This window comes from Kordia sp. (assembly GCF_965224175.1).
In the GTDB taxonomy this organism is placed as follows: domain Bacteria; phylum Bacteroidota; class Bacteroidia; order Flavobacteriales; family Flavobacteriaceae; genus Kordia.
In genome coordinates this window covers 3385294-3411071 of sequence record NZ_OZ245041.1, presented here as the reverse complement: position 1 = coordinate 3411071, position 25778 = coordinate 3385294, and the positions used below count along the sequence as shown (strand labels likewise).

Genomic DNA, 25778 nt, shown 5'->3' with positions numbered 1-25778 from the left:
CGAGTTATTACAAAGGTATTGAGTTTGTCGTAATTTTTAGCGATTCCTTTTTAAAACTAATTTGAGTAATCTGAAAATATTCTATTTAATCATGTTGTTTCTATTCTTCTAGTACCTGAATTATTTCTTTGCATATGATAGCTGCATTCTCTTTTTTGGTGAAAATAGTACTGTGATTTCCGTCAATTAAGATTTGTTTCCCATTGGTAGAAAGATTCGTAAATTCTTTTTGCGCTTGTATCTTTTTGGATAGATGCTGCTCTGGATCTATACCACTTTTTCGATAAGCTTCTTTGTTTATTTCAACAGCTGTAAATACTCTAATGGGTAATGAACCAAATTCATTTGCTTCGCCAGCACGTTTTAGTGTTGCGTGATAATGTTTAAGTTCTTCCTTGTATGCTTGCAAACATTTTCCGTTCAATAAAAAGTCTGCGGTACGCTTGTTGATTTCATCTGGCAAACCTTCTTTTGTAAATATAGGTCCTGTAAGTGATTGTAAGAGTCCTAAAACACCTAAATCGCCTAAAATTGTTGTCACATTTAATGCTCCAATTACAGATGTAAATCTAAAAGAAGATGCCGGTGCTGCGCCCAATCTTTCTACTTGGTCAGGATGTGTAGCGTCTATAAAAACCAATCCTGCTACTTCATCTGGATATAATTCTGCAAAAACACGGATGTAAGAACCACCAAGCGAATGTCCAGCTAAGATATATGGTGGCGCTTCTCCCGTTTTTTCTAGTAGCGTGTGTAGTTCATGACAAATGGTTTCTGCATCGCGTGATGTGTTGCTAGCTTCACTGTATCCAACTCCTGCTCTATCATACAAAACAACGCGCAAACTATCTTTGAGACCTTCACGTAACCAGTGATAATATTCTGTTGCAGATCCTGAGCCAGATTCAATAACTAGTGTTGGTTTATCATTTTTTTTGCCAGCTGCGTTGATGTGTAACTTAAAACCGCCGATGTCTACAAGTTTTCCAAGCGGTTGTTGCGGATTGGGTCCTATTAGCCGAAAAATTAAGCCTGCTAAAACTAGTAGTAATAATATGGCGCCAATAGCAAAACCAATCTTTTTTAAAATTTTTAAAATAAGTTTCATAATCGTATGTCGTTTTACAAATTCACTTCAAACATAGATTGATTCACAATCAGCATATAATTATTTTGATGAATCCGATAAAAAAAGACACAGATATATTGCAATAATTCCTCAATAAGGTTTAACCAAAAAATACGAGTGTTTGACACAAATTATATAGTGTTTGTCAAAAAGATTGCGAGTTCATATTCTGAATAATATTTTTGTAATATGAATCGTTTTCTTCAGAAGAATTATAGTGCTTTCATTAAAGGTGGAATCATTACTATTGTACTAAGTATTTTGCTAAGTACAGCTAGTTTTGTCATTATTAAACCAGTGTATGTTTCTACACCTGTATATTACATTATTAATGTCTTTGGATTTGTACTTTGTTGGCTAGCGCTTTCTTTTTTTATTTATAAGTTTTCTATTTATAAAGTTTTGGTTGTTTTTGGATTATTGGTCATGATTATTATTGTTGAAAGTTTTATAGATATTCCTTTTAGTATTATTACAATTCCGCCTTTAGTTCTTTTTTGGTTAGGAATGGTTTATTTTATTGTTCCTGAGTTTTTTAAAAAGTATAGAGTCGCAATTTTTTCGGTATATGGAATTATTTTATGTTATTTTTTAGTGTTTAGAATGCTACCTAATTATGTAGAAAATCATCATCAGAATTTCCTGAATTTTGTTTTAATTCCTATTCCTTTTTTTGCGGTTTTGTGGATGTATGAACAATGGCGTTGGTTACAAACATTACAAAATGATAAAATGAAAGCAGAATTAGCTTCATTGAAAAGTCAAATAAATCCACATTTTTTCTTTAATACCTTAAATAATTTATATGGTTTGGTGGTAGAAAAATCGGAGAAAGCACCTGAAGTGGTTTTACAACTTTCTGAGATGATGCGTTATACGATTTATCAAGGAAAAGAAGATTTGGTAGCATTGAAAGATGAAATTAGTTATTTAGAGAATTATATTGAATTACATAAAATACGTTATCAAAAGAACGTTGAGATTATTTTTACACACAATGTCGCTTCAGAGATTAAAGTAGCGCCATTGTTGTTTATTATTTTATTAGAAAATGCTTTTAAACACGGAGTTGAGAAAATTCGTAAAAATGCTTTTATTCATCTTCAGATGGAAACACAAGGAACTCAATTGTCGTTTACGATTGAAAATAATTTTGACACGTCAATTTCAAACCCAACCCAAGGTATTGGCTTGGAAAATTTAAAAAAAAGACTAGCGTATTCATATCCTAACAAACATGAATTGAATATAACAGAAGAAGCGACTTATAAAGTTTATTTAAACCTCGACGTATCATGAGATATTGCATTATTGACGACGAACCTATAGCACACAGAATTATAGAAGGATATTGTAAAAATCTATCATATTTAGAAAAAGCAGGAAATTGCTATGATGCGTTTGAAGCCTTGCAATTATTAAAAAATAATACAATCGATTTAATTTTTCTGGATATTAACATGCCTGAACTTTCTGGTTTTGATCTCTTAAAAACAATGCCACAGTATCCAAAAGTAATTGTAACCTCAGCTTATGAAGAATTTGCTTTGGAAGGTTATGAATTAAATATTTCCGATTATTTACTAAAACCTTTTTCATTTGAACGTTTTTTAAAAGCCATTAATAAAGTTGTAGCTTCTGAGAAGTCTACGATCGCTTCTTTTTCAGATGAAAAGCATGTTAGTTTTTTCTTGAAAGGAGATAAAAAAATACATCAAATACACCTTGAAGATATTGTTTGTATTGAAGCCTATGGTAATTATACAAAAGTGTTTTTGAGTCAAGAAATGATTGTGAGTCATGAAAAAATTTCTTCTTTGGAAGTATTATTGCCTACTTCAGATTTTTTAAGAGTTCACAAGTCTTTTCTTGTTGCTAAGAGAAAAATTAAATCTATTGAAGGAAACCGAATTCAAGTTGGTGAACGTTTTATTCCTATTGGTCAAACCTATAAACAGAATTTGAAACAACTTTTTAGGAATGAATAGTCTATAAAACTTGTTTTCTTAGATACCGTCAATAAGCTCTTTGTACGTTTTCGCTTTTTGTAAATCCTGTTTCCACTCTAGAAAAGTTTCTCATTTCCTAATTCTGAAAGACGTGCTAGCAAATACGTCCGTAATTCCTCCACACTTATCTTTTGATATGTATCTTTAAATATAACTTTTGTCTTCCATACACCTGGAATAAATTGCAACCAATTCCTCCATTTTTGTGTCATTTCTGCCTTAGCAACCATTTTAAAGAGTTTCCCTTCCGCATCACAGAAAAGACCATTTTTAAAATATTCTATAAAATAAGATTCATCTTTGTGATGTATATAATCATCATAAAGTGTAAACTCAAATGCATAATCTTCTAAGTCTTCAATATTCCATTTTTTTAATGCTATGTTAATTGCTGGAAATGTCATTTTTCTTGTTTTAGCTAAGATACTATTTACAAAATTTATAATTTAGATTGTGAGTTTTCACTTTACGGGAAACCTCAATGAATTCATAGTGCAAAATTAAATCGTTACAACTATATTTGCCACATGCTTTTCCAAGATATTTTAGGTTTAACACATATTAAAAAACATCTCACATTAAGTGCCGATCGCGGACGTATTCCGCATGCGCAACTTTTTGTAGGTCCAGAAGGTTGTGGAACACTTCCTATGGCAGTTGCCTATGCACAATATGTGTTATGTAATAATGTTGATGGTGAAAATACAGGTGGAAATGATGCTTGTAATTTGAAATTTAATCATGTTTCGCATCCCGATTTACATTTTGCATTTCCTGTTGCTGGAAATCATAAAGTGAAAAGTCATCCTGTATCAAAGCATTTTATGGAAGAATGGCGACAGTTTTTACAGGAACAACCATACGGAAATTTGTTTGATTGGTATAAGTTGCTCGGTATTGATAATAAGCAAGGACAAATTGGAGTTGATGAAGCACTTGATATTGTTAAAGCATTGGCTTTAAAATCATATGAAGGTGGTTATAAAGTGATGATTATTTGGATGGCTGAACGTATGAATACAGCTGCAGCCAATAAATTGTTGAAGCTGATTGAAGAACCACCAAATAAGACACTTTTTATTTTGATTGCCGAAGACGAAGAGCAGATTATCAATACAATTCGTTCACGTTGTCAAATTCTACATTTTCCTCCTTTGGGCGAACAAGCTATTAAGGAATCTTTGATGGAAAAGTTGAATGTTTCTGAAACCGAAGCAACCAAAATTGCGCATCAATCTAATGGAAATTATAATAAAGCTGTTGATTTGGTGCATCAAGATTCGGAAGATTTGATGTTTGAAACTTGGTTTGTGTCTTGGGTTCGTTCTGCTTTTAAAGCAAAAGGAAATAAAACGGCTGTTCGAGATTTAATTGCTTGGAGTGAAGAAGTCGCTAAAACAGGTCGTGAAACACAGAAGAAGTTTTTAGGCTTTTGTCTCGATCTTTTTAGACAAGCTTTATTACAAAATTATACTGCTACAGATTTAGTTTTCTTTGAGCCGCATACCAAAGGCTTCTTTTTAGAGAAGTTTGCTCCTTTTGTACACGGAAATAATATTTTAGATATTTCTAAAGAATTACAAGACGCTATTTACCATATAGAGCGAAACGGAAATTCAAAAATTGTCTTGACAGATTTGTCTATTAAACTGACACGATTACTTCACCGAAAAGATCAAAAATTATAGTTTTTCTTTTTTTAACTTTTTTCTTGGGTTACGCTTTTGCGTTTTTAGAACTACATGATATAACTTAAAAATTTTATATTATGTTAAAGAAAATTTTAAATGTAAGCTCAGCAAGAGCTTTGAGTAAAGGAGAGCAAAACGCAATCAACGGAGGAGCAAATTATTTATGTACGTCTTCTATTATGGATGATGTATATACTTCTGATGATGATATTAGTGGTGACTATGGAAATGGGCATGTAATTACTTGCTGGGCAACTAGAGCTGTTGCAAAAGCGACAAGTTCAGCTAGTTAAGCTATTGAATATAGATGTTATGAAAAGCGGGTATTTTGCTCGCTTTTTTTATGGAAGATGCTTAGAAATCTACTCTAAAAACAATATTTGGTGTCATTCCTAAAGAAAACTTATCTACGGTTTCTAAGCGAAATTGTACTTCATTATTGTCATTCAAAAATGGTCTGATTTCGTAATAACGTTCTAGTAGATTGTCTCGATCATAAATGTTGAGTAGCGAGAAACCTATTTTTCCTTTCCAGTTTTGTTTTTTGTCAAAGTTGAATGTGTACGTTCCTGAAAAATCCAAACGATGATAATCGGGAATACGTGTACTGTTTGTATCTCCTATAAAAACGAATAAATTGCCGTTAGCCTGCGTTTCAGACGTTACAGGTGTATATGGTGTCCCAGTGCGGTAATTCCAGCCTAGAGAGAATTTAAAGTTGTTTATCGTGTATGAATGTGCCCAACGGAAGTAGTGACGAATGTCATAATTCCCAGGAAATGTAAGTCCGTTGTTGATACGTGAAAATTCAAACTTGTTGTCTGTATATGAATATCCCATCCAAGTTTGGTAGTTATTGATCTTTTTTTCAATAAGAATATCCACACCAAATACTTGGCTTTTCCCTTCTGAGAATGTTTCTAAAACACTCGTGTTTCCAAAACTTCTATTGAATGACGTAAGTCCCGTAATGTTTTTATAGTATCCATCTAAATCTACACGCCAGCCTTTTTTATTGAATAAAACTCCCGCAGAAATTTGTCTACTTTTTAATACTGGAAATTCTTCACCATTTGCAATTGCCCACACTTGATTTTCGAGTCCAAAATTTGATGTGTTGAATTCTAGTATTTGACTTACTGCTTGGTGTTTTAATTCCCCTGAAAAGGTAGCACTAAAAAGATTGTTTAATTTTTTTTCTACATATAAACGAGGTTCAAAAAATGCTCTTTTGGTCGTGCTGAAATAGTTCATTCGCAAACCAGCATTGATAATCAGTTCGTTTTTATTATTGTATTTGTATGAAGTAAATAAAGCATGCGAATTGTTTATATTTTCTTCTTCAGCATTGTATCTTGAAATTTCTGCTTCTGTGGCAGAGAAACCTGAAAACCCAAAAGATACGTCGTTGGAAGAGAATTGATATCCAGATTGTATGCTACGTTTTTCGTCGAGTTTCCAAACCGTATTATAGGCAAAACCTATGTCTTTAATTTTGTTTCGCTTTTGATCTTCTTCAGACAACGATACAATATCGCCTCTAAACCTTCCTAAATAACTAAAATCAAATCGAGAGTAATACGCATCTAAGGTATGTGAAAAGTTAGGATTCCATTGTCGTTTCCAGAATCCGCTAAAACCTGCATTTCGAATACTGAGTTGGTCTCTGGAAGTTTCTTCAAAGAGTTCTATTTCAGATGTAAAATCGAGTTCATTTCGAGTACGCAATGTACTTAACATGATTTCGTCTTTGTCTGAGAGTTTTCCAATGAGTTTTACGGTATAGTCTGTAAAGTAAAATCTATTTTGAGTTTCAGAGAATACGTTTTCAACTATTTCTGAGCTTTTTGTAATCTTCGTGTTTTGAAAAACACGCTCCGAAAAGTTATTGTATGTAAAAGTTTCCCAGGCATCTGTAAATGCTCTACGCGCAGAAACGGTTACTCCAAAGTTTTTAGCGATTGGCACTTTTAAATATGCATCTCCATGTGTCATATTGAATCCGAATCCGCCAGATAATTTTTCTGGAACTTTGGTGTCTGTTTGAATGTCTATTACACCAGAAATACGATCGCCATAACGCGTTTCTGTTCCGCTTTTGTAGACAGATACTTCTTCTATTACGTATGGATTAAATGCAGAAATTAAACCAAAAAAGTGTCCAGAGTGATACATTTTGATTCCATCCCATAATATCAGATTTTGATCTGGTGTTCCTCCTCGGATAAATAATCCTGAAGCTGTTTCGTTAGGACTTTGAATTCCTGGCAATAGTTGAATACTTTGTAAAACATCTGGCTCGGTTAATCCTGGTAATATTCCTAGCTTGGAAGGTGATAATGATAGTGCGCCATCCGTTTTTTTGTTGATTCCAGAAGTAAGATAGTTACTTATTAATACAGTACCTAAGTCATATTGATCTACTTCTAATAAAATATTTTCACAAGGTTTCTTTTGCAGATCTTTTGCTATTAAGCGCTTAGTTTTGTAACCTAAGAAGCTAATTTCTATCGTATCTGACGGAAATGCTAGAAAGAGTTCAAATTTACCATTGGTATTGGTGACAGTTCCTTTGTATTGCGTAATATTAACTACAGAAGCTTCTATGATAGGTAATTGACTTTTAGCATCTGTTAGAACACCGCAAATGCGTATTTTTCCTTCTTGAGATTGATTTCGGATAATGTAATAGCGTTCATTTACTTTTTCAAATACAATGTTTGCTTGTTCTTGTAAACGTTGAAAAACAGTATTGAGTGAAGCATCTTTTAAAGTAAGTGTAATGTATTTATTTTCAGCAATTTCTGCTTTGTATGAAAATTTTACATCGTAACCTTCTTCTATGGTTGTTAAAGCATCTTTGAGTGGTTCTTTTTCAAACGAGAGCGACACATTGTTTTGGGCTAACAATGCATGTGTGATGAACAATAAGACAACACTTAAGACACTTCTCATATACGTAACGGTAAAATTCCATTGAGCGATTCATACCTTTAGTCGAAAGAAAAAGGTGTTTATTTCGCTCTTTTAAGAATAACTGTTTTTTCCTTTTCGTCCTTAAAAGTATATGAAATTTCCATAGGAACAAAAACTGTTCGTAGTGCAAGTTTTAAATTTTTATGAGAAAATGTTCCTGTAAAGCGTTGAGCCGTTTCTATATCTTCAATAATAAACTCTACTCCATATTGGTCTTCAAGTGCCTCAATAACATGTTTTATAGGCATTTCTCGAAAATTACTTTCACCATCTCGCCATGTTGGATGATTGATATTGAAGTTCCATGAATCTGTTTTTCCTTCTATTGAAGAAAATGCATTTCCTTGTGTTAAAATTGCCGTTTTTTGATTTTGAGATGTCACTTTTACTTTTCCTTCATGACATTTTGCTTCAAAAATAGCATCATCAGAAAGCACATTAAATTGTGTTCCTAATACTTCTACAGTTCCTGTCTCTGTAGATACTGTAAATTTTTCACCTTTTTTTACTTTGAAATACGCTTCTCCATCTAGAGAAACAAGTCTATCCTCATCCCAAGAGTTTTCATTAAAAGAAAGTGTTGATTTTGCATTTAAAATTACTTCTGATCCATCAGGCAATGTTACTGCCATTTGGTCTCCAAAACCTGTTTCAAATGTTTCGTCAGTATTTAAATATATGTATGTAAATCCTACAAATAAGAGTACAACTGCCGCTGCAGCATATAGCCACGATGTTTGTAATCTTCTTGTTTTTGGTGAAGCAACTTGTTGTTTTTGGTGAATCGAATTCAAAACGGATTGCTTATCGAAAGAAGGTGCTTCCAATAGGTCTGCACTTTCTATGATATGCAAATAGTCGTGATACTCAGCAGAGTTTTCGAAACGAAGTTTTTCGTCCTCTGTGAGTTCATCAGCAAGCCATCTTGCTAAAAACGTATCATCATATTTTTCTTCCATCATTACGTTTGATTCGGTTATTAAACAGTTTTCAAATGAAATACCCTACTTTTTTTTAAACATTTCCAATTTCTTTTCGCAAAGTCACTAATGCTTTGTGCATTCGTTTCTCAACAGCCTTCACTGAAAGTCCTATAATTTCTGCAATTTCCACATAGGTTTTTTTATCTATTCTATTGAGTAAGAAGACTTCACGTTGTCCTTCTGGTAGTTTTGCAATAGTACGTTGTAGTTTTTCTTGAAACTCTTTTTGTCGCAATACAAATTCGGGCGTTTCATGAGAAACTCGCTTTGGTGATTGCTGTTTATACTTTAATACTACTTTATTGTGAGCAACTTCATTTAGAAACATGTTGTTGGCAACTGTAAATAAATACGACTTGGCTTTTGTAAAAATTACTTTTGCACAGTTTTTCCAAAGTTTAATGAATGCTTCTTGTACAATGTCTTCTGCTTGTTGTTCACTTCCGCATTTGTAATACACAAAATTCCGTAGTGTTTCGGCATGTGTATTAAATATACTTTCGTAGTGTTTAGATTCGCAAACAGATTTTTCCTCTGGGGCCATTGATTCCTAATTCATTGATTTGGATTTTCAAAACTACGTAAATTTATTTTTAAATTTTTTTTAAATAAATGGTAGGGTATTTTTAAAGTTACCTGTTTTATCAACAAATTAAGCATCGAAAAGATATTAATTACTTAGAAATTTAACATTTCTAATACGTTCATAAAAATTAATTAAGTTCAATTAAGTCGGTTTTTTATTAGTTGAAAATAAGTGGCAGCAAAGCTATTGAGATCGAGGCTAAAGTCTTTGTTGCCCTTTTTTTGACTAAAACTTAAAACTAGGATGGGAAAAGAATGCTATGAAAAAGAAACGGCTATCTAGCGATAGTTGTCATATAATATTCGGGAAAAAGAAAATACATCTCAAAACCTATTTACTAGTTTTTCTTCCCTCGGTAATTTCTATATATTGCCGAGGTTTTTTTGTGCCTAATTTTTAGAATTTATCTTTTATTTTTTTCTTTCTTCCCATATTGAAGATTCCTATTTTTAATCCAATACCTACTGAAAAGCCACTGATATTCTCTTTTCCATAGAATGGTAATCGAAAAGATTCTGAGATTCGATATCGAAATCCAGCCTCTATTTGTAAAAAGCGAGAAACGTTGTAAAGTACGTTTACACCAGGTTCGGCAATGAAAAAAGAATCATCATCACTGCTATCAGTTTCTATAGGTGATTCGTCAAAATCACCATTTTCTTTTTTCTCTAGAATTGTTGCCAATCCACCTCCAATCATTAAGGGAAATGATATACTTACGGATCTGTTTCCATAAAGAATTGGTTCTAAATGCAAGCCTGCATAACCACCAGCTAATAATACTTCACTACCTCTGTAAACATTCGTATTGTTGGGTTGTATACTACCAAAAACAGTTCCTGAAAAGCCTATTTCAACCTTTCTATTGGCTACATAAGCAAATTTTATGTTTAAAAAACCTGCACTTTCACCAGAAATTCTTCCGTATTGTGGTGTAACTCCTAAATAAATTCCATGCACTATGTTTTTGCGATCGTCAAATTCGACATAGTCTTCCGTTTCATTGGTTTGTGCAATAAGTGAATTGAAAATGAATAGTGTGAATACTGCAGTTATTAACTTCTTCATTTTTATAATTGTTTCTTAGTTTGTTTATAATTCTTTTAAAATAATGACGCCTTTAAAACCTGTACATGTTATAGTTCCGCCATTTTCTGCGCCATATGTTGCGCTAATGTGTCTTATTTTGTCTTTTCGGTCTATGATTTCACTTTCTATATTGTCCATTGTTTTTGGAATACGCAATACACCTTGTTCGAGTTTTGCTTTGAAAGCAATATTGGTTTCCGAAATGTTTATATATACTTCTGATTCTTTTTGATTGATATCGATGTTTGGGGAAGCTGTAATGTGTTTTAATATTCTCAATTCGCCATAATGTAAATCGAGTTTTGTTTTTCCGCCAAGATTTTTTAGAAATGTTTTTGAATGTTTAATGTTTCCAGTGATTCCATCAACTTTTAAGATGTCAATGTTGTCTTTGTTAGAGTATAACGCTAAATTTTTCATATTGTTTAACGTCATTTCTGAACCATCAGCATCTATTTTTAGATTGTTTCCGTTGTGTATGGTAACTGTTGCATCTTTTACCGTAATATGTGATTCTTCTATTCTTACAGCGTTGAGTTTTCCATGTTTTACGGTTAGGTTTGCATTACGAATTGTGCTTGATAGTTGTATTTCGCCATGTTCTATCTCTGACTTTAGCATTCCGTTCCAATCCGATATGATGATATTTCCGTAGGTATTATACGCTTCTATCGTAGCGTTTTTGGGCATGTATATTGTGTAGTTAATTTTCGTTTTTTCGTTTTTAAACGGATCAAGTCTTCCTAAAAAACCACCTTCTTTTTTGGCAATTGTAGACGTGAGTTTTACTTCTTTATCAGAAACCACAATAGAAGTTTGTACACGTTTGAGAAGTTTTTCAGCTTTTTCTTCAGTTTTACTTTCAGCTTCAATATTTACAACAATTTCAATATTATTTTTGTCCCAACCGCTCACAAAAATATCACCATACTTGTTTTCTAAGTATAGTTTACTTTCATTGCTAAACGCATGTATTTCTTTGATTTCTTCAGTGCTTTTGTGTTGTGATACTGCATGTTGATATGCTAGCATACAAAACACTACACAGAAGAATGTTTTATAGAATGAGCTCGCCATCGTCTACGGTATTTTGAACAGGATAAGACCTACGCAAAAGATCTTCCATGATTCGTATTTTCTTTATATAATTGTTTATGATTGCTTCTATGATAATTTGATTGTTAACTCCTTGTTTGAGCTCTTTTTTTAGCTTTATGTATTCTTGATCGAGTTCATCGATGTAATTTAGAAAATCAGCTTGCTCTTCTTTGGATAAATTAGCACTATTTTTTACTAGTTTGATTTGATTTTCTACCAACGATTTGTAATGTGTATCTATTTGAAGAAATTCTTCGCTTACCATATCATAATCTTCATATTCTTGATTGGTAGTGTAGTATGTAAACATGCATCCAAAAAGTAAAATAACTGCAGCCGCAACTCTAAAAGATGCTTTTTTCCATAATGGAATTACTTTTTTAGGTGTTTCAGACAATTGTTCACTGATTTTTCCCCATAATGCAAGTTTGTCAACTTCATCTACGGAATGATCATCGAATTGGCTTTTGTTAGCTTGTATGTATTTTTGTAATTCGTCTTTCATGATCAATTGATTAATTGAATTAACTTCTTTTTTGCTCTGTGATATTGCGATTTAGAAGTTGATACACTAATTTCTAATATGTCTCCTATTTCTTTATGGTCATAACCTTCTATAAGGTACAAATTGATAATGGTTTGATAGCCATTTGGCAACTGTTGAATGGCGTTTTTTATTTTACTTATGTCTAATTGTTCTGGTTTGAGTTCTTCTGTTTCTGGAATCCAGTATTCTTGATCTTCTAAAGCAACTAACGGAATGCGTTTTACTTTTAGGTAGTTAATGCTTTTGTTAATTACAATTCGTTTTAACCACGAACCAAACGTACTTTCATATTTAAAAGATTCCAAATTTTTAAAGGCATCTACAAAACTATCTTGTACCACATCTTCAGCATCTTCTTTTATTTTCACTATTCGAATACTCACATTGAACATAGCGTCAACGTATAATGAATACAATTTGTACTGCATTTTACGGTTTCCCAGCTTGCTCTTTTCTATGAGATCTTTATGTGTAAATAAGATAGCGTTATTCACTATGCTATAAAATATGGTGTACGATTATGGTTTGTTATCTTTTTAATAGACAACTGAGTTTGTAAAAGGTTGCATTTTTTTAAAAAAATATTTTTTAAGTGCTAAAGTTATCTATTTTCAAAGTTTTTAGAGACATAAAATTTATGCAACGTAAACATCCTTTTTTTAAATAAAAAAGCGCGATTTCATAAGAAACCACGCCTTTTCTCGAATATGAATAATTAAATAAAACTATCCTTTTTTAATTTTTATTGAAATGTATAATCAATCTGATCGAACTCTGTAACTCTAAAATAGCCAAAAGCATAGTTAGCTTCATTGGTTTCATTGATACAGTTTCCTCTAATTTCTGCAGGCGTAGCTGCAAATGGATCGCCTCCAGCATCATATTGTTCTACTAGCAAAGTAATATAATTGTAGTAACGTTGTGAAATCCCATATAATTTAATGTTTACAGTATCTCCAGGATTATATTCTGCTTCTGGATCATCGTCTTCTCTATCTTTTTCAAAGAATTCTTCTTGCACATTTCCATTGGTAAATTCATCCGATTGTGTTTCTAATTCAGCAAGTAAGTCAGTATCTTCTTTTACACGAACCATATAGAAGTTTTCTTCATCTGCAGGATCATCAAAAAAGATCGTTACATCTAGTACTTCATCATCAAATCCGCCTTCTAATGATTGTGTTGGATTCATGATTGGCGATACAGAAGTCAAACTTTCCGTTGCTGTATATGTTTCTCCATTATATGTAACTTCTAAGGTGTACGAATCATTGATAACAGGCACAAAATTGTTGATGGTGTAGTTTCCATCATTTTGATCTACAAAGTTGTATACTGCATTTGAATTGTTGTTGGTAACACTTACAGAAGCGCCAATGACACTTGTGTTTGATGTTGTATCAAAAAATGGTGTTGATGTGCTTAATTTTATAGTTTGATTGTTTCCTGAAGTTCCTTTTTCCCAATCGAGAGAAGCTTCAATTACTAAACGTGGTGGAGCTTCAGGAACATTTACATCAATTTTGTCATCACATGAAATAAACGTGATAAATACGGCTAAAAGAACAGCAAGTTTTATGTTTTTTGTCATGATCTTAAAATTTAAAATTATATGTTATGGATGGAATAAAACTTCCAAAAATAGAAAGTCTACGTGCTTCATTAATTCCAGTGCCGGTGTCTTGCGAGAATGAGATTGAAGCAGCGTTTCTTCTCGCGTAAGCGTTATACACACCAAAAACCCATTCGCTTTGCCAACGTCTGTTTTTGTTTTTACTTGGCGTATATGTTGCCGATAAATCTAGTCTGTGATAGGCAGGCAAACGATTTGCATTTCGCGTATCATAGCTTGCAATAGATAAACCTTCGTATTCGTATTGTCCGCTAGGATATGTTACTGGACGACCTGTTTGATAGACAAAGTTGGCGCTAAATTTCCACTTTTCATTGAAGTCATAAATTCCTGTAACTGAAATATCATGTGTTCTGTCAAAAGGAGTATTGTACCAATTTCCTCTGTTAATTCCTGGTCCGCCAGCATTTCCGCCAAGCGTTCTTTGTTCAGATTTTGATAGTGTATATGCTAACCAGCCTTTGAATTTTCCTTTGTTTTTACGAAGCAATACTTCAAAACCATAAGCTCTTGCTTCTCCGTTTAAGATTTCAGTTTCAATATGGTTTGTTCCTATTAAATCTGAACCATCAATGTAATCAATACGATTGTCTACATTTTTGTAATATGCTTCTAACTCTAACGAATATGCTTTGTCTTTGAAATTTCTGTAGTAACCAACTGCATATTGATTGGATTTTTGTGGTTTGATATAGCGGCCACTTGGTGCCCAAACATCTACAGGTGTTACAGAAACGGTATTAGATAGTAAGTGTACATATTGTACCGAACGAGTATAGCTTGCTTTTACAGATGACTGATCATTAAGTTGATATGACAGTCCTAATCTTGGTTCAAAGTTTGCAAATGTTTTAATGCTCTCACTCTTCTTATAGTCCGTTGTGCCTATCTCCTCACCTTCTTCGTAAATACCAATTTCTTCATTGTATATTACTGGTTGATTGTTAGCATAATCAGACAATGATTGCCCACCTAAACGACTAAATGTACTGAAACGCAAACCGTATTGTGCTGTTAATTTGTCTGTTAATTCATGCTCAGCACTGATATACGCAGCAGCTTCAAATGCTCTTTTTTGATCTAGTTTTCGGAAGTTAATTGATGAACTTGGGTCTGTAGGTTTTACTTCTCCAGGATTAAAGTCGTAAGTAATTCCACTAACACCAAAATCAAGCTTAAGTTTATCACTTGCATAGTAACGTAAGTCATATTTTAAATTAAAATTCTCAATATCGGCAATCCAATCAAGTTTTATAAAGTCTAAGACAATTCTGTAGTCGTATTTACTATAAATTAATGAAAGATTCGAGAAGAGTTTTTCATTGAATACATGATTCCAACGTAAGTTTGCAGAAGAGTTTCCATATCTGTTTTTGATGAATTTAGAAATATCGAAAATATCTCTTCCAAAGTATCCTGAAAGATAGATTCGGTTGTTTTCGTTGATTTCGTAATTTGTTTTTAGGTTTAAGTCATAAAACGAAATTTTATCATCTTTTATTTCTTCGATTAAAGGCATGAATAAGTGCGCGTATGATGTTCTACCTGCAACTAAAAATGATCCTTTTTTATTGAACATTGGTCCTTCTACAGCCAAACGACTTGAAATTAGACCAACTCCACCATTTACTTCAAGGTTTTTGCTGTTTCCATCTTTTTGACGTACGTCTAATACTGAAGAAATTCGTCCTCCAAATTTTGCGGGAATGTCTCCTTTGTATAGTTTGATATCTTTAATTGCATCTGCATTAAAGACCGAGAAAAAACCAAAAAAGTGTGATGTGTTGTAAATGATAGCTTCGTCAAGCAGTACTAAGTTTTGATCGGCTGCACCACCACGAACATTAAATCCGGCAGTTCCTTCTCCTCCATTGGTTACTCCAGGTAACATTTGAATAGATTTGATCACATCAACTTCACCTAAAACTACGGGCATTTGTTTGATGGTTTCTGCATTTAGTTTGGAAACACTCATTTGTGGTTTTCGAATGTTGAGCCGTTCAGATTCTTCGGCTTCAATGACCACAGTTTCGAGAGACGTTGATGCTTCTTTGATTTCGAAATTTACCGTTTGATCTACATCGAGTGTAATTTCTTTGGTTACGTTTTCATAACCTAAAAAGGAAACGACTATAGTATAGGTTCCTTTTGGCGCTGTTAGTGAGAAGAAACCATATTCGTTGGTTACGGCTCCGTTTGTTGTTCCTTTAAGGTATACGGTAGCTCCAAGCAAGGTTTCTCCATTTTTCTTGTCTTTTATGGTTCCACTTACGCTAAATTTTTCTTGCGCAAATAGAAATGTGCTCATTAAAAGACAAATCCAGATAACACTGTTTTTCATTGTTTGTTAGGTTTTCTAATTGATATTATACAGCTATTGACAATCTGTAAAATGAAAGGTTGCACGTTTAACAATATTTTAAGGAACAAAAGTAATCTTCTCGGCACTGAGCTTTGATTTTTTGCACTTTTTTAACAAAGTATTATGTAGTGAAACCTATTTGTTTGAAGCCTAAACGTTTTTAGATTTATTTTCGTGTGGTTAGTGAGAAGTATTTTTAAATGGAGACTCGTTTCAAAGTAGATCTCGATACAACAAATCTGAGATTTGCCACTCGATCTGACGGTTTTGAGTTTCTATACACACTTTGTTTTATGGGATGAGAGTTAGGAAAACTATTTTTTTACCACGAATGCACGAATTATTTTTATTGAATGTATCAAATAGTATTTAGAAAGGGATTGATTCAAAGTAGATCTCGATACAACAAATCTGAGATTTGCCACTCGATCTGACGGTTTTGAGTTTTTATACACACTTTGTTTTATGGGATGAGAGTTAGGAAAACTAATTTTTTTACCACGAATGCACGAATTGTTTTTATTGTTTTCTTCTTGTGGTTTTGTTTTGTAGCACTAATTAAAAATTGTTGTGGGAAATTGATTGTGGTTTAGAATGATAAATGCTTTGAGTAACCATGCGTACATTCTGCGGAAGCGAAAATAAGTCCATAAAAAAAGACCTTCTTTCGAAAGTCTTTAATTTTTGAATCTTGTATGTAATTTAAATTATTTTTTGGCTGCGTATTCTTTGTTAAGCAATTCTAACACGTCTTTTGTGATATCGTTTTGCTCTTTTCCGTAATATACAGTTCCAACATATTCGTTTTTTCCAAGAATGTAATCGTATCCGTTTTTCTTTCCGTAGTCTTCTACGAATTTTTTTACGGTGTTTAATAAAGAATCATTCAGTGATTTACTTTCGTCTGAAATTGCTTTTTCTTCAATTTGAAATTGTTGTTGTAACATTCCTTGCTTCTTTTGCAATTGTCCCATTAACTCTTCTTGTTTTTTCTGAGACATTTTTGCTGCTTTTATTTGTGCATCTTGCACTTCCATTTGAAAAGCACGTCCAATACTGTCATTCTTCTTTTGGAAGTTTTCAATTTTGGTTTTCATCTTTGTTTCCAAATCTTTTTTCTCTTGGTATTCATTTACCAATTCAGAATTGTCTACAAATCCAATTTTTGCTGGTTGCTGACAAGAATATAATCCTAAAGCTGCAATTGCTAAAACGATTAATTTTTTCATGAGTATGAATTTTAAGTTGTTTCTAATTTATTTTTTTGAAAATTGATACATCGACATCGTTCCTCTGCATCTTCTTAAATTTTCGTTGCCGCAAAAATAGAAATAAAGTTTACATATCAAATTGTGAAAATTGTACGATTTTTCAGGAAAATTCAAACTATAAGAATAATTTATATCAAAAATAAAAACTATAGTCAATACTAATTAAAAGTAGCTTTTTTTATTGTGTGTTTTAAGTCGTTTCAGAAAAAAGCGCACACATTATATATGTTATGTGGTAAAGTGCGCTTAAAACGTATTAAAATGCGTTATTTTTCGTTTTTGATAACATAAATCAATGAAGAATACTCAGAACTAGTGATGGCTTTAAAATTTGACACAAATCCTCTATAAAATGATTTTAGCGGATTCATTTTTCCTGTTTTGTGTTTTTCCGAAAGTAAACTCACATAGTATGCATCAAATTTCATTGGTAAGATTTTTACTACTTCCATTTGTTGCTTTGCAAATAAGCCTTTAATTGCTTTTTGTGAAAAGTGCCATAAGTGTCTTGGCACATCATAGGCTGCCCAAAATTCTTTATAGTGTTTTGCATCATGACTTTTAAAGTTTGGAACTGCAATAAAAATAGTTCCGTTTGGCTTTACAATTCTTTTGAGCGTTTCAATTTGTGTTGACAGATTTGGAACATGTTCTAATACATGCCACATTGTAACTGCATCAAAACTGTGATCTTCTATTTCAGAAAGCCAATCGTTGGTATAGATTTCTGTATTGGTTTTTTCGGCAGCAATTTTTCTAGCTTGCGCATCAGGTTCAACTCCTGCAACTTCCCATTTGTATTTTTGAGCCATTGCTAAAAAGTCTCCTGTTCCACAACCTATGTCTAAAACTTTTTTTCCATCACTTTTTGTATTGAGAACGACAAAAGACATTTTTTTAGAAAGCATATATATACGAACCCAATGATATATTTTTTCAAACAAATTTCTTTTGGAATCAGTATGAGAAATGTAATCTTCACTTTCGTAATACGAAGATAGTTTGTCCAAACTTGGTTGTGGTTCGGTTTTGTACATTTCTAAAACCTCATCAAATACCAATTGAAATTCTTCGTTAGAAACAGAATGATCTTTTACCGTAAGTGTGTTCATTTGTTGTTGGCTTTCTATTTTATCAAAATGTTCCACGTGGAACATTTAGTTATTATTGATTATAAAGTTTAATTCTTTTTCAGAACCTATACGTTGATATTCGTCCATTAAATCAACTAAATATCTTTCTACTATTGCTCTATGAATTGATTTCTCTTTTAAGCTATCTGCTTCTATATCGCTTTCCACATAGACAGCTACATAATAATATTCGAACTCATCAATTTGAATATCTTCATCAAAATCAGTATTTAATTTATTATTTAGAGCTCTGTTTACAATTGGCGAAAATAAGTCTAATGTTTTGTCTTTTGATTTTACCGTGTAAAACGTCATTAAAAAACGAGTATCATGAATCGTTACTGGTAAGTTTTGTAAATAACTATCGTCTGCTGCATCTAGTTTATAAATTATAAATGAAGTAAGGTCACTTTCGCTTAAATGATTTAAAAAGATAAAGTGATTAGATTTCCCTAAAGCCTTTTTCAGTTTCTTGCCTTCAATAATAGAATATCCAACTTCTGTAATTTCTGGAGCTTTTTTTATGGAAATACAACTTGTGAAGAAAAAAACTAAAAGAAGACTGCTAATATATTTTATCGATTTCATATTTAAATTTTTTTTCAAGTATTCACAAAAACTAAACCATATTTAAAAATTAAAACTCATATCGTATTGATCTATGTAATTATCAAAATTCATTTTTCTAAAAAAATCATGCATGTTTTTATTTTTTGAATCAATATTGATAATATTATAGTTTCCTGTTTCTAATCCTGAAAATAAAGTTTCACCAAAAGTATTCCAATTATTTTCCTTTACTCCTAACCTATGAATTCTTTTTGAAGTTTTATGAAAAAGTAAATACGCAACGATTTCATTTTTGTACAAAACAGAGATTGCTTGTAAATTGTTTTTATATTTTTCTAAACAATGATCTTGATTTTCTATAGAAGGAAAATAGTTTTGTAATGTTTTAAAATCTTCAAAAGAAAAGTTATCAGAAATATGAGGCTTGTATTCAGATTCTATTTCTTTTTGGTTCCAGTTGAATTTGTATAAATGATATTGTCGATCAATTTTAAAACCAACTTTTTGGTATGCTAAAATAGCTCGCTCATTTTTTGTGATACATTCCAACGTGCTTTTTTCGATTCCGTTTTCCTGTAAAACTTTAATTGCTTTTGCATATAGTTTACTCAATAATCCTTTTCGTCGATGTGAAGGAATTACTCCAGTAGATGCATTGTAGGCAACTTTTATTCCATCATAATTATTGATTGCATGAATAATAAATCCTACCAATTTATCATTATCAAAAACACCAAAAGACAAACTGTAATCTACTCCAGAAGCTTTCCAGCGTTCGTTTACATAATCTAAGGTAAAATTGATTGGAATGAAGTAATCAGAAAACGCCAAATTTAGAGTTGATAATATCTCTTCAATTGGCGTTTCTTGTAATGATTTTATTTCCATATTATAAAATGTTCCACGTGGAACATCTGCTATTTTTATCTGTTTAGATAGACTAACATCACACTTATATCACTTGGTGAAACTCCACTAATTCGTGAAGCCTGTGATAAGTTAACAGGTTTAATTTTAGCTAACTTTTGACGTGCTTCCATTGATAGATTTGTTAATCCTTCATACTTGAAATCTGCTGGAATTTTGACACGCTCTAAATTATTTAACTTATCCGCATTACTTTTTTCTTTGTTAATATATCCAGCATATTTTACTTGAACTTCTGTTTGCTCTAATACATCTTTTCCTAGTTCATTTTCTTTGATGAAATTCTCAACAGAGGCAACTTTTCTCATGTCATCCATACTGATATTTGGACGAGCAAATATCTTAAACATCTTGTCTTGCTGCTTTACTTTTGAAGAATTCTTAGCTTCTAAAACTGGATTTATTTCAGCTGGCTTTACACTTGTGTCTTTAAAGAACTGAATGAAAGCTTCAGAATTTGTTTTCTTTTGTTCCATAGCACGCAAACGCTCTTCATTAGCTAAACCTAATTTATGGCCAACAGGTGTCAATCTAAAGTCAGCATTATCTTGTCTAAGCAGCGTTCTGTATTCTGCACGCGACGTAAACATTCTGTATGGTTCCTCTGTTCCTTTTGTGATTAAATCATCAATCAGAACACCAATATATGCTTCGTTTCTTTTTAGAATGAATTCCTCTTTTTCTTGGACTTTTAATGCTGCATTTATTCCAGCCATCAAACCTTGCGATGCAGCTTCTTCATATCCTGTAGTTCCGTTTATTTGTCCTGCAAAGAATAAACCATCCACGATTTTAGTTTCTAGCGTATGCTTTAATTGTGTTGGCGGAAAGTAATCATATTCGATTGCATAACCTGGTCTAAAGAACTTTACATTTTCAAACCCTGCAACTGAACGCAATGCTTTAAATTGAACATCTTCAGGTAGCGAAGTAGAGAAGCCATTTACATATACTTCTACTGTATTCCAACCTTCTGGTTCAACAAATAATTGATGGCGATCTTTGTCTGCAAATCGATTTATTTTGTCTTCAATTGATGGACAATATCTTGGTCCTATTGATTGTATTCTACCATTGAACATTGGCGATCTGTCAAAACCTTCACGGAGTAAATTATGCACTTCTGGAGACGTATAAGTCATATGACAAGCACGTTGATTCTCTAATGGTTTTGTAGCTTTCAGATAAGAGAATTTATCTGGGATTTCATCACCTGGTTGAATGATCATTTTTGAATAATCTAGCGATCTTCCATCTACTCTTGGTGGTGTTCCTGTTTTCATTCTTCCAGATTCAAAACCAAGTGCTACAAGTTCTTCAGTGATTCCAGTTGCAGCTCTTTCTCCTGCTCTTCCTCCGCCAAAGTTTTTATCGCCAATATGAATTAATCCGTTAAGAAAAGTTCCATTAGTTAGAACAACAGTCTTTGATCTTATCTCCAATCCCAAAGATGTTTTTACACCTTTTATTTTTCCATTTTCAATGATTAGACCTCGTACCATTTCTTGATAGAAATCTAGATTTTCGGTACGTTCTAACATGAGTCTCCATTCCTCTGCGAAACGCATACGATCACTTTGTGCTCTTGGCGACCACATTGCTGGACCTTTTGATTTATTCAGCATCTTGAATTGAATAGCAGAGTTGTCGGTAACGATTCCACTGTATCCACCTAGGGCATCTATTTCGCGCACAATTTGTCCTTTAGCAATTCCACCCATGGCAGGATTACATGACATTTGTGCTATATTTTGTAGATTCATCGTAATGAGCAATGTTTTGCTTCCCATATTCGCAGCAGCAGCAGCAGCTTCAGAACCTGCATGACCTGCACCAACTACGATAACATCATATTCCGTATTAAACATATCTAAACGATTGAGTTTTCTTTTATAATTTGTACTTAGAAATTTAAGAGTGTTCCACGTGGAACATTCCAAGTTTTTCGTTTTCTTTGGAAGTCATTACTTCTTGATCAGTATCCGTTTTGTCTTTATATCCACAGTAGTGTAATACACCATGAATCATTACACGACGCAACTCTTCTTCAAAAGAAACTTTAAAGTCTTTGGCATTGTCGGCTACACGTTCAATAGAGATAAAAATGTCTCCATGGAGCTGATTTCCTAGGGAATTGTCAAAACTTATGATATCTGTTAACGTATCATGATTTAGAAATTCTACATTTAGTTTATGTAGATATTCATCATCACAAAAGATATAATTTATCTCGCCTTCTTTTTTGTCCTCAGATGCAATTACCTTGCTAATCCATTGTTCAATTTGTGCTTCATTTGGAAGTTCAAATTGAGTCTCGTAATGAAAACTAATCATCCTTTTTCTTGAAATACTCTTGTACTTTCTTTTTGTAATTATTGCGCAAAGGTAATACTTGTCTGTTTAATATCTCAATTTGATTGAAATACTGTCGTACATCAGGCATTTTTTCATTGGTCGTATTTGTAAAATCTTTTCGATTTGTAGAAGATTCTCTTTTGTTTTCTTTCTCTTGTTCGAAAGCAGCTTTGTCCAATTTTTGCAATTGATATTTGAGTTCAATCATCTTTTTCATTGTTTCATCATTGAAACCTTTTTCTAATAATTCTGTCTCAACTTGCTCCATTTGTTTGAGCAGTTCTCTTGCTTGTGGATTGTCAATTTTGTCTCCGTATTTGTCTTTGAGTTGTTGTTCTAATTGATTTCTTAAAGCTTGCTGTTGTTTGTATATGTCGTAAAGTTTTCCAGATTCGTTTTCATCTCCACTACCCGATCCGCCACCTTGCTGACCGTTTTCTCCATCTTTACCATCTTTTCCTCCTTTACCTTTGTCGCCTTTTTCTTTTCCTCCTTCTTTTCCGCCTTCACCATCTTTTCCTTGGCCTTCTTGTTTTTGACCCTTTTGCATTTGCTTGTTGATGTCTTCTTGCGACTGTATGATATCTGGTAATTGAAAGCCTTTTCCTTGACCTTGATTTTGCCCACTTTGTCCAACTCCTGATGAACCTTGTCCTTGGCCTTGTCCCATGCTTTGGTTCATATTGTCTAAAGCGCCACTTAGAAAATCTGCCAATTTGTTTGTGGATGTAAGTGCATATTGTTGTGCGGCAACTCCTCTATAAACATTGTTTTCAGCTAATAGTTCTAAGGATTTGTCTATGTTGAAATAGATGTCTGTGATTTCTGTGTTGATTTGTTCCGAAATGCTTGGTTGACGTAATGATAATGCGAATAAACTATCGTCTACATGCTCAAACATTTTGCGTAATTCTTTTTGACGTTTGAGCTTTGAAGCATATCCAGCATTTGTGTTGTCTATTTCTTCAAAACCTTTCATTAAGTTTTCTTCGTCAAAAGAAAATAATACAAGATTGTCTAGTATTTGGCGAAGCATTTCGGCGTCTTCTTGTATGCTTTGTTGTCCACTCATTTGCATAGCTGTTTGCATACTTTTGCTCATACGTTTCATTTTTTGAGCAGCTTTCTTTTGCTTTTGCTTTGCACTTTGTTGTTGTTGACTTTTTTGTTGCTCGCTTGGAGACTCTTCACTTTTTTCAAGATCTTCTGTTGCTCCTTTTTGTTCTTCTTTTATTTCTTCTTCTTCGTCTTTTTTGCGTTCTAAGTCTAATGGTTTTTTGAGTTCATTGTTTTCCTTGTCTAATTCATCCATTTCTTTTTGCAACTTTTCAAACTTATCATTGAGTTCGTCTTGCTTTTCCTTAGTGTTTTCATCACCACTTTTCTTAGATAGTTCTTCCTGCTCTTTGGCAAGTTCTTGTAATTCTTTTTGAATTTTCTCAGCTTTCTTAGTTACATAATAGCGTTTCGTTAACTCTAGAATTTGTTGCAAGTTCTTTTTGCTATTTTGTTGCTGTTTTCCAAGTTCTTCTAGTTTTTCTTGTAATTCTTCTTCGCTAATTTTTTCTGCTAATTTTTTTAGCTCTTCCATTAGCTTTTCATTCTTCTCTAGTTCTTTTTGTTGACGTTCTAATCGTTCTTTTAGTAACTCTTTGTCTTCGTCGTCTTGTGTTTCTTCTTTTTGAAAATCTTCTAAGTTTTGTTGTAGCTGCTTAGAAAACTTCTCCATCATTTGATCGTTCTGTTCTTGTCGTTGCAAGAATTTTTCAAGCTTTTTGCGATCATTAAAGTTTAACTCGCTTTTTTCTTTTTGATTTTTTGAAATCTTTTTGAGTTCTTCTTGTTGCTTTTGTAGTTTTTCTAAAGATTTATCTAAGTCTTTGATGGTTTCATTTTGCTGTTGCAATTGTTCTGTTTGCAACTCTGTATCCGTTAATTTTCGGTAATTGAAGATTTCACTTTTTACTTTCTTTCCTCCTCGAATTCCGTCGTTATCTGTGAGTTCAAAATAGAATTCATAATTGACACCTTTTGCCAATTCTAAGCTACCTGGAAACGTGTATTGAAACTGATCAATGTTTGAAGTACTAATTGGAATGTTTTCTTTTACTTTACTATCTGCTCTTTCCGATGGATAGTATACCAATTGCAGACGTTTTAATCCGTAATCATCCGAAACTTGTCCTAAAAAATACATCGTACGTTGATCAATTGTATCACGTTTAGATTGTAAATCCATTTTAGGATATTCATCTTTAATTACGTTGATATTAAAGCCAAGATTTTCATAGTTTTTAAGTTCATTATTACTTGTACTTATTTGATAATCAAGTTTTTGATATATTTTTTGTTCTAGTTTAAAATCATTAGTTTCTCTGCTAAAGATATACGTACTATCGCTAGAAATTAGTTCTAATTGATTCGTTTGCTTGGCTTTGGCTTGCCATGTTACTTTTGTTCCTTCTGGAATGGTTGCATTACCTGTACTTTTTAATACCTCATCTTTACGTTTTGTATATGCTGGATAGTCTAGGACCATTTGAAAGTTGACTAACGAAGGAACTTTTACCACATTGAGCGTATATGGTTTTGATGTGACTTCATTCGCGGTAAGCGTAAATGTTGTAGCTTCTTTAGGTTGTGAAAACGTATATTCGAAAGTTCCGATACCTTTGTTTTGAAGAAAATAGGTTTCCTCTCCTAGTGAAATTTGAACTTCTTCTGGAATGACATCACCTAGCGTTTGTACTTGTAATTTGTATGCTTGATTTTCAATGGCTTGTAAAGTGTCGTTTACTACAATAAATTGAAATGGCGCAGGCGGTTCATACGCCGTTTTGTAGTTTACAACGCGTTCATAACTGTTACTAAATAATGAACTATTTCCTGAAATCCATACGAATAATACAATTGCTAACGGCAAAATAGCATATTTAGCGTATTTAATGTTTTTGGTAAAGTTGATTGCTACTTGAAACGGAATAGGTTGTAGCTCTTGTGATTTTTGTTCGATGCTTGCCAATAACAATTCAGATTCCTGAGACGTTTCAGACAATTGCAATACGTTCAATAATTTGTCGTTTACTTCTGGGAAATGATTCCCAATAATCGTAGACGCTTCTTTGAAACTAATTCCTTTCTGTAGTTTGAACAATTTGGTTAATGGTAGCAGAATAAATTTTGCGAAAAGCGCCAACTCTACCACAATAAAAATCCAGAATAACGCTGTTCTTGCACCAGTGTTTAACCATAGAAAATGTTCCACCAATAAGGTGATTATAAAATATAACAGTCCGATACTAAAGAATAGTATGGCACCTTTGATGAGCTCGTTTGTATAGTATTTGGTTACAAACTGCCCTAGTTTCTTTTGTATTTGCTCGTATGCATTCATCATATAACTGATAAAAATAACATAT

General features: G+C 32.7%; 22 protein-coding genes. 4 read left to right on the top strand and 18 right to left on the bottom strand.

Annotated elements, in window-relative coordinates; all coding sequences use genetic code 11:
- Positions 1-100: 100 nt before the first annotated feature.
- Positions 101-1108 (bottom strand): alpha/beta fold hydrolase, encoded by a 1008-nt coding sequence (locus ACOQOS_RS14790; RefSeq protein ID WP_420571239.1) that lies wholly within the window; start codon positions 1106-1108, stop codon positions 101-103.
- 210 nt (positions 1109-1318) lie between these two features.
- Between ACOQOS_RS14790 and ACOQOS_RS14785 the strand changes: the two genes are divergently transcribed.
- Both ACOQOS_RS14785 and ACOQOS_RS14780 read left to right on the top strand, forming a co-directional pair.
- Positions 1319-2428 carry a sensor histidine kinase gene (locus ACOQOS_RS14785; protein ID WP_420571238.1) on the top strand — a complete coding sequence of 370 codons (1110 nt, stop codon included), beginning with the start codon at positions 1319-1321 and terminating at the stop codon, positions 2426-2428.
- Positions 2425-3117 (top strand): LytR/AlgR family response regulator transcription factor, encoded by a 693-nt coding sequence (locus ACOQOS_RS14780; RefSeq protein WP_420571237.1) that lies wholly within the window; start codon positions 2425-2427, stop codon positions 3115-3117. Before ACOQOS_RS14785 ends, ACOQOS_RS14780 begins: the two co-directional genes overlap by 4 nt.
- A gap of 77 nt (positions 3118-3194) precedes the next feature.
- On the opposite strand, the gene ACOQOS_RS14775 is transcribed toward ACOQOS_RS14780, so the two are convergent.
- On the bottom strand, positions 3195-3542 hold the full coding sequence (locus ACOQOS_RS14775) for a hypothetical protein (RefSeq protein ID WP_420571236.1): 348 nt from the start codon (positions 3540-3542) through the stop codon (positions 3195-3197).
- Positions 3543-3665: 123 nt separating this feature from the next.
- Between ACOQOS_RS14775 and ACOQOS_RS14770 the strand changes: the two genes are divergently transcribed.
- Entirely contained in the window at positions 3666-4826 is a 1161-nt protein-coding gene (locus ACOQOS_RS14770; RefSeq protein WP_420571235.1) for an ATP-binding protein, read from the top strand.
- An 80-nt stretch (positions 4827-4906) separates the two neighbouring features.
- Complete coding sequence (locus tag ACOQOS_RS14765; RefSeq protein ID WP_420571234.1) at positions 4907-5122, top strand: hypothetical protein; 216 nt, start codon at positions 4907-4909, stop codon at positions 5120-5122.
- Positions 5123-5183: 61 nt separating this feature from the next.
- Here the strand turns inward: ACOQOS_RS14765 and ACOQOS_RS14760 are convergent, their stop codons facing one another.
- The 16 genes from ACOQOS_RS14760 to ACOQOS_RS14685 form a co-directional block, all read right to left on the bottom strand.
- Positions 5184-7784: a TonB-dependent receptor plug domain-containing protein gene (locus tag ACOQOS_RS14760; RefSeq protein ID WP_420571233.1), complete on the bottom strand. Its 2601-nt coding sequence runs from the start codon at positions 7782-7784 to the stop codon at positions 5184-5186.
- A 59-nt stretch (positions 7785-7843) separates the two neighbouring features.
- Positions 7844-8767 (bottom strand): FecR family protein, encoded by a 924-nt coding sequence (locus ACOQOS_RS14755; RefSeq protein WP_420571232.1) that lies wholly within the window; start codon positions 8765-8767, stop codon positions 7844-7846.
- A gap of 52 nt (positions 8768-8819) precedes the next feature.
- On the bottom strand, positions 8820-9332 hold the full coding sequence (locus ACOQOS_RS14750) for an RNA polymerase sigma factor (RefSeq protein WP_420571231.1): 513 nt from the start codon (positions 9330-9332) through the stop codon (positions 8820-8822).
- A gap of 438 nt (positions 9333-9770) precedes the next feature.
- Positions 9771-10442: a hypothetical protein gene (locus tag ACOQOS_RS14745; RefSeq protein ID WP_420571230.1), complete on the bottom strand. Its 672-nt coding sequence runs from the start codon at positions 10440-10442 to the stop codon at positions 9771-9773.
- Positions 10443-10466: 24 nt separating this feature from the next.
- A complete protein-coding gene (locus tag ACOQOS_RS14740; RefSeq protein ID WP_420571229.1) occupies positions 10467-11495 on the bottom strand; it encodes a hypothetical protein in 1029 nt (342 codons plus the stop codon).
- A 25-nt stretch (positions 11496-11520) separates the two neighbouring features.
- Positions 11521-12066 carry a hypothetical protein gene (locus ACOQOS_RS14735; protein ID WP_420571228.1) on the bottom strand — a complete coding sequence of 182 codons (546 nt, stop codon included), beginning with the start codon at positions 12064-12066 and terminating at the stop codon, positions 11521-11523.
- A 2-nt stretch (positions 12067-12068) separates the two neighbouring features.
- Positions 12069-12524, bottom strand: coding sequence for an RNA polymerase sigma factor (locus ACOQOS_RS14730; protein WP_420571227.1), 456 nt, complete (start codon positions 12522-12524; stop codon positions 12069-12071).
- Positions 12525-12850: 326 nt separating this feature from the next.
- Positions 12851-13699: a DUF4249 domain-containing protein gene (locus tag ACOQOS_RS14725; protein WP_420571226.1), complete on the bottom strand. Its 849-nt coding sequence runs from the start codon at positions 13697-13699 to the stop codon at positions 12851-12853.
- A 4-nt stretch (positions 13700-13703) separates the two neighbouring features.
- Positions 13704-16082, bottom strand: a complete 2379-nt coding sequence (locus tag ACOQOS_RS14720) for a TonB-dependent receptor (protein WP_420571225.1) — start codon at positions 16080-16082, stop codon at positions 13704-13706.
- Between the two features lie 728 nt (positions 16083-16810).
- On the bottom strand, positions 16811-17332 hold the full coding sequence (locus ACOQOS_RS14715; RefSeq protein WP_420571224.1) for an OmpH family outer membrane protein: 522 nt from the start codon (positions 17330-17332) through the stop codon (positions 16811-16813).
- Between the two features lie 308 nt (positions 17333-17640).
- Positions 17641-18486: a class I SAM-dependent methyltransferase gene (locus tag ACOQOS_RS14710; protein ID WP_420575152.1), complete on the bottom strand. Its 846-nt coding sequence runs from the start codon at positions 18484-18486 to the stop codon at positions 17641-17643.
- Between the two features lie 45 nt (positions 18487-18531).
- Positions 18532-19095: a hypothetical protein gene (locus tag ACOQOS_RS14705; RefSeq protein WP_420571223.1), complete on the bottom strand. Its 564-nt coding sequence runs from the start codon at positions 19093-19095 to the stop codon at positions 18532-18534.
- A 42-nt stretch (positions 19096-19137) separates the two neighbouring features.
- Complete coding sequence (locus tag ACOQOS_RS14700; protein WP_420571222.1) at positions 19138-19965, bottom strand: GNAT family N-acetyltransferase; 828 nt, start codon at positions 19963-19965, stop codon at positions 19138-19140.
- A gap of 35 nt (positions 19966-20000) precedes the next feature.
- Entirely contained in the window at positions 20001-21872 is a 1872-nt protein-coding gene (mnmG, locus tag ACOQOS_RS14695) for a tRNA uridine-5-carboxymethylaminomethyl(34) synthesis enzyme MnmG (RefSeq protein WP_420571221.1), read from the bottom strand.
- Positions 21873-21915: 43 nt separating this feature from the next.
- On the bottom strand, positions 21916-22338 hold the full coding sequence (gene ybeY / locus ACOQOS_RS14690) for an rRNA maturation RNase YbeY (RefSeq protein ID WP_420571220.1): 423 nt from the start codon (positions 22336-22338) through the stop codon (positions 21916-21918).
- Entirely contained in the window at positions 22331-25756 is a 3426-nt protein-coding gene (locus ACOQOS_RS14685) for a DUF4175 family protein (protein WP_420571219.1), read from the bottom strand. The genes ybeY and ACOQOS_RS14685 overlap by 8 nt, the downstream gene beginning before the upstream one ends.
- Positions 25757-25778 lie beyond the last annotated feature (22 nt).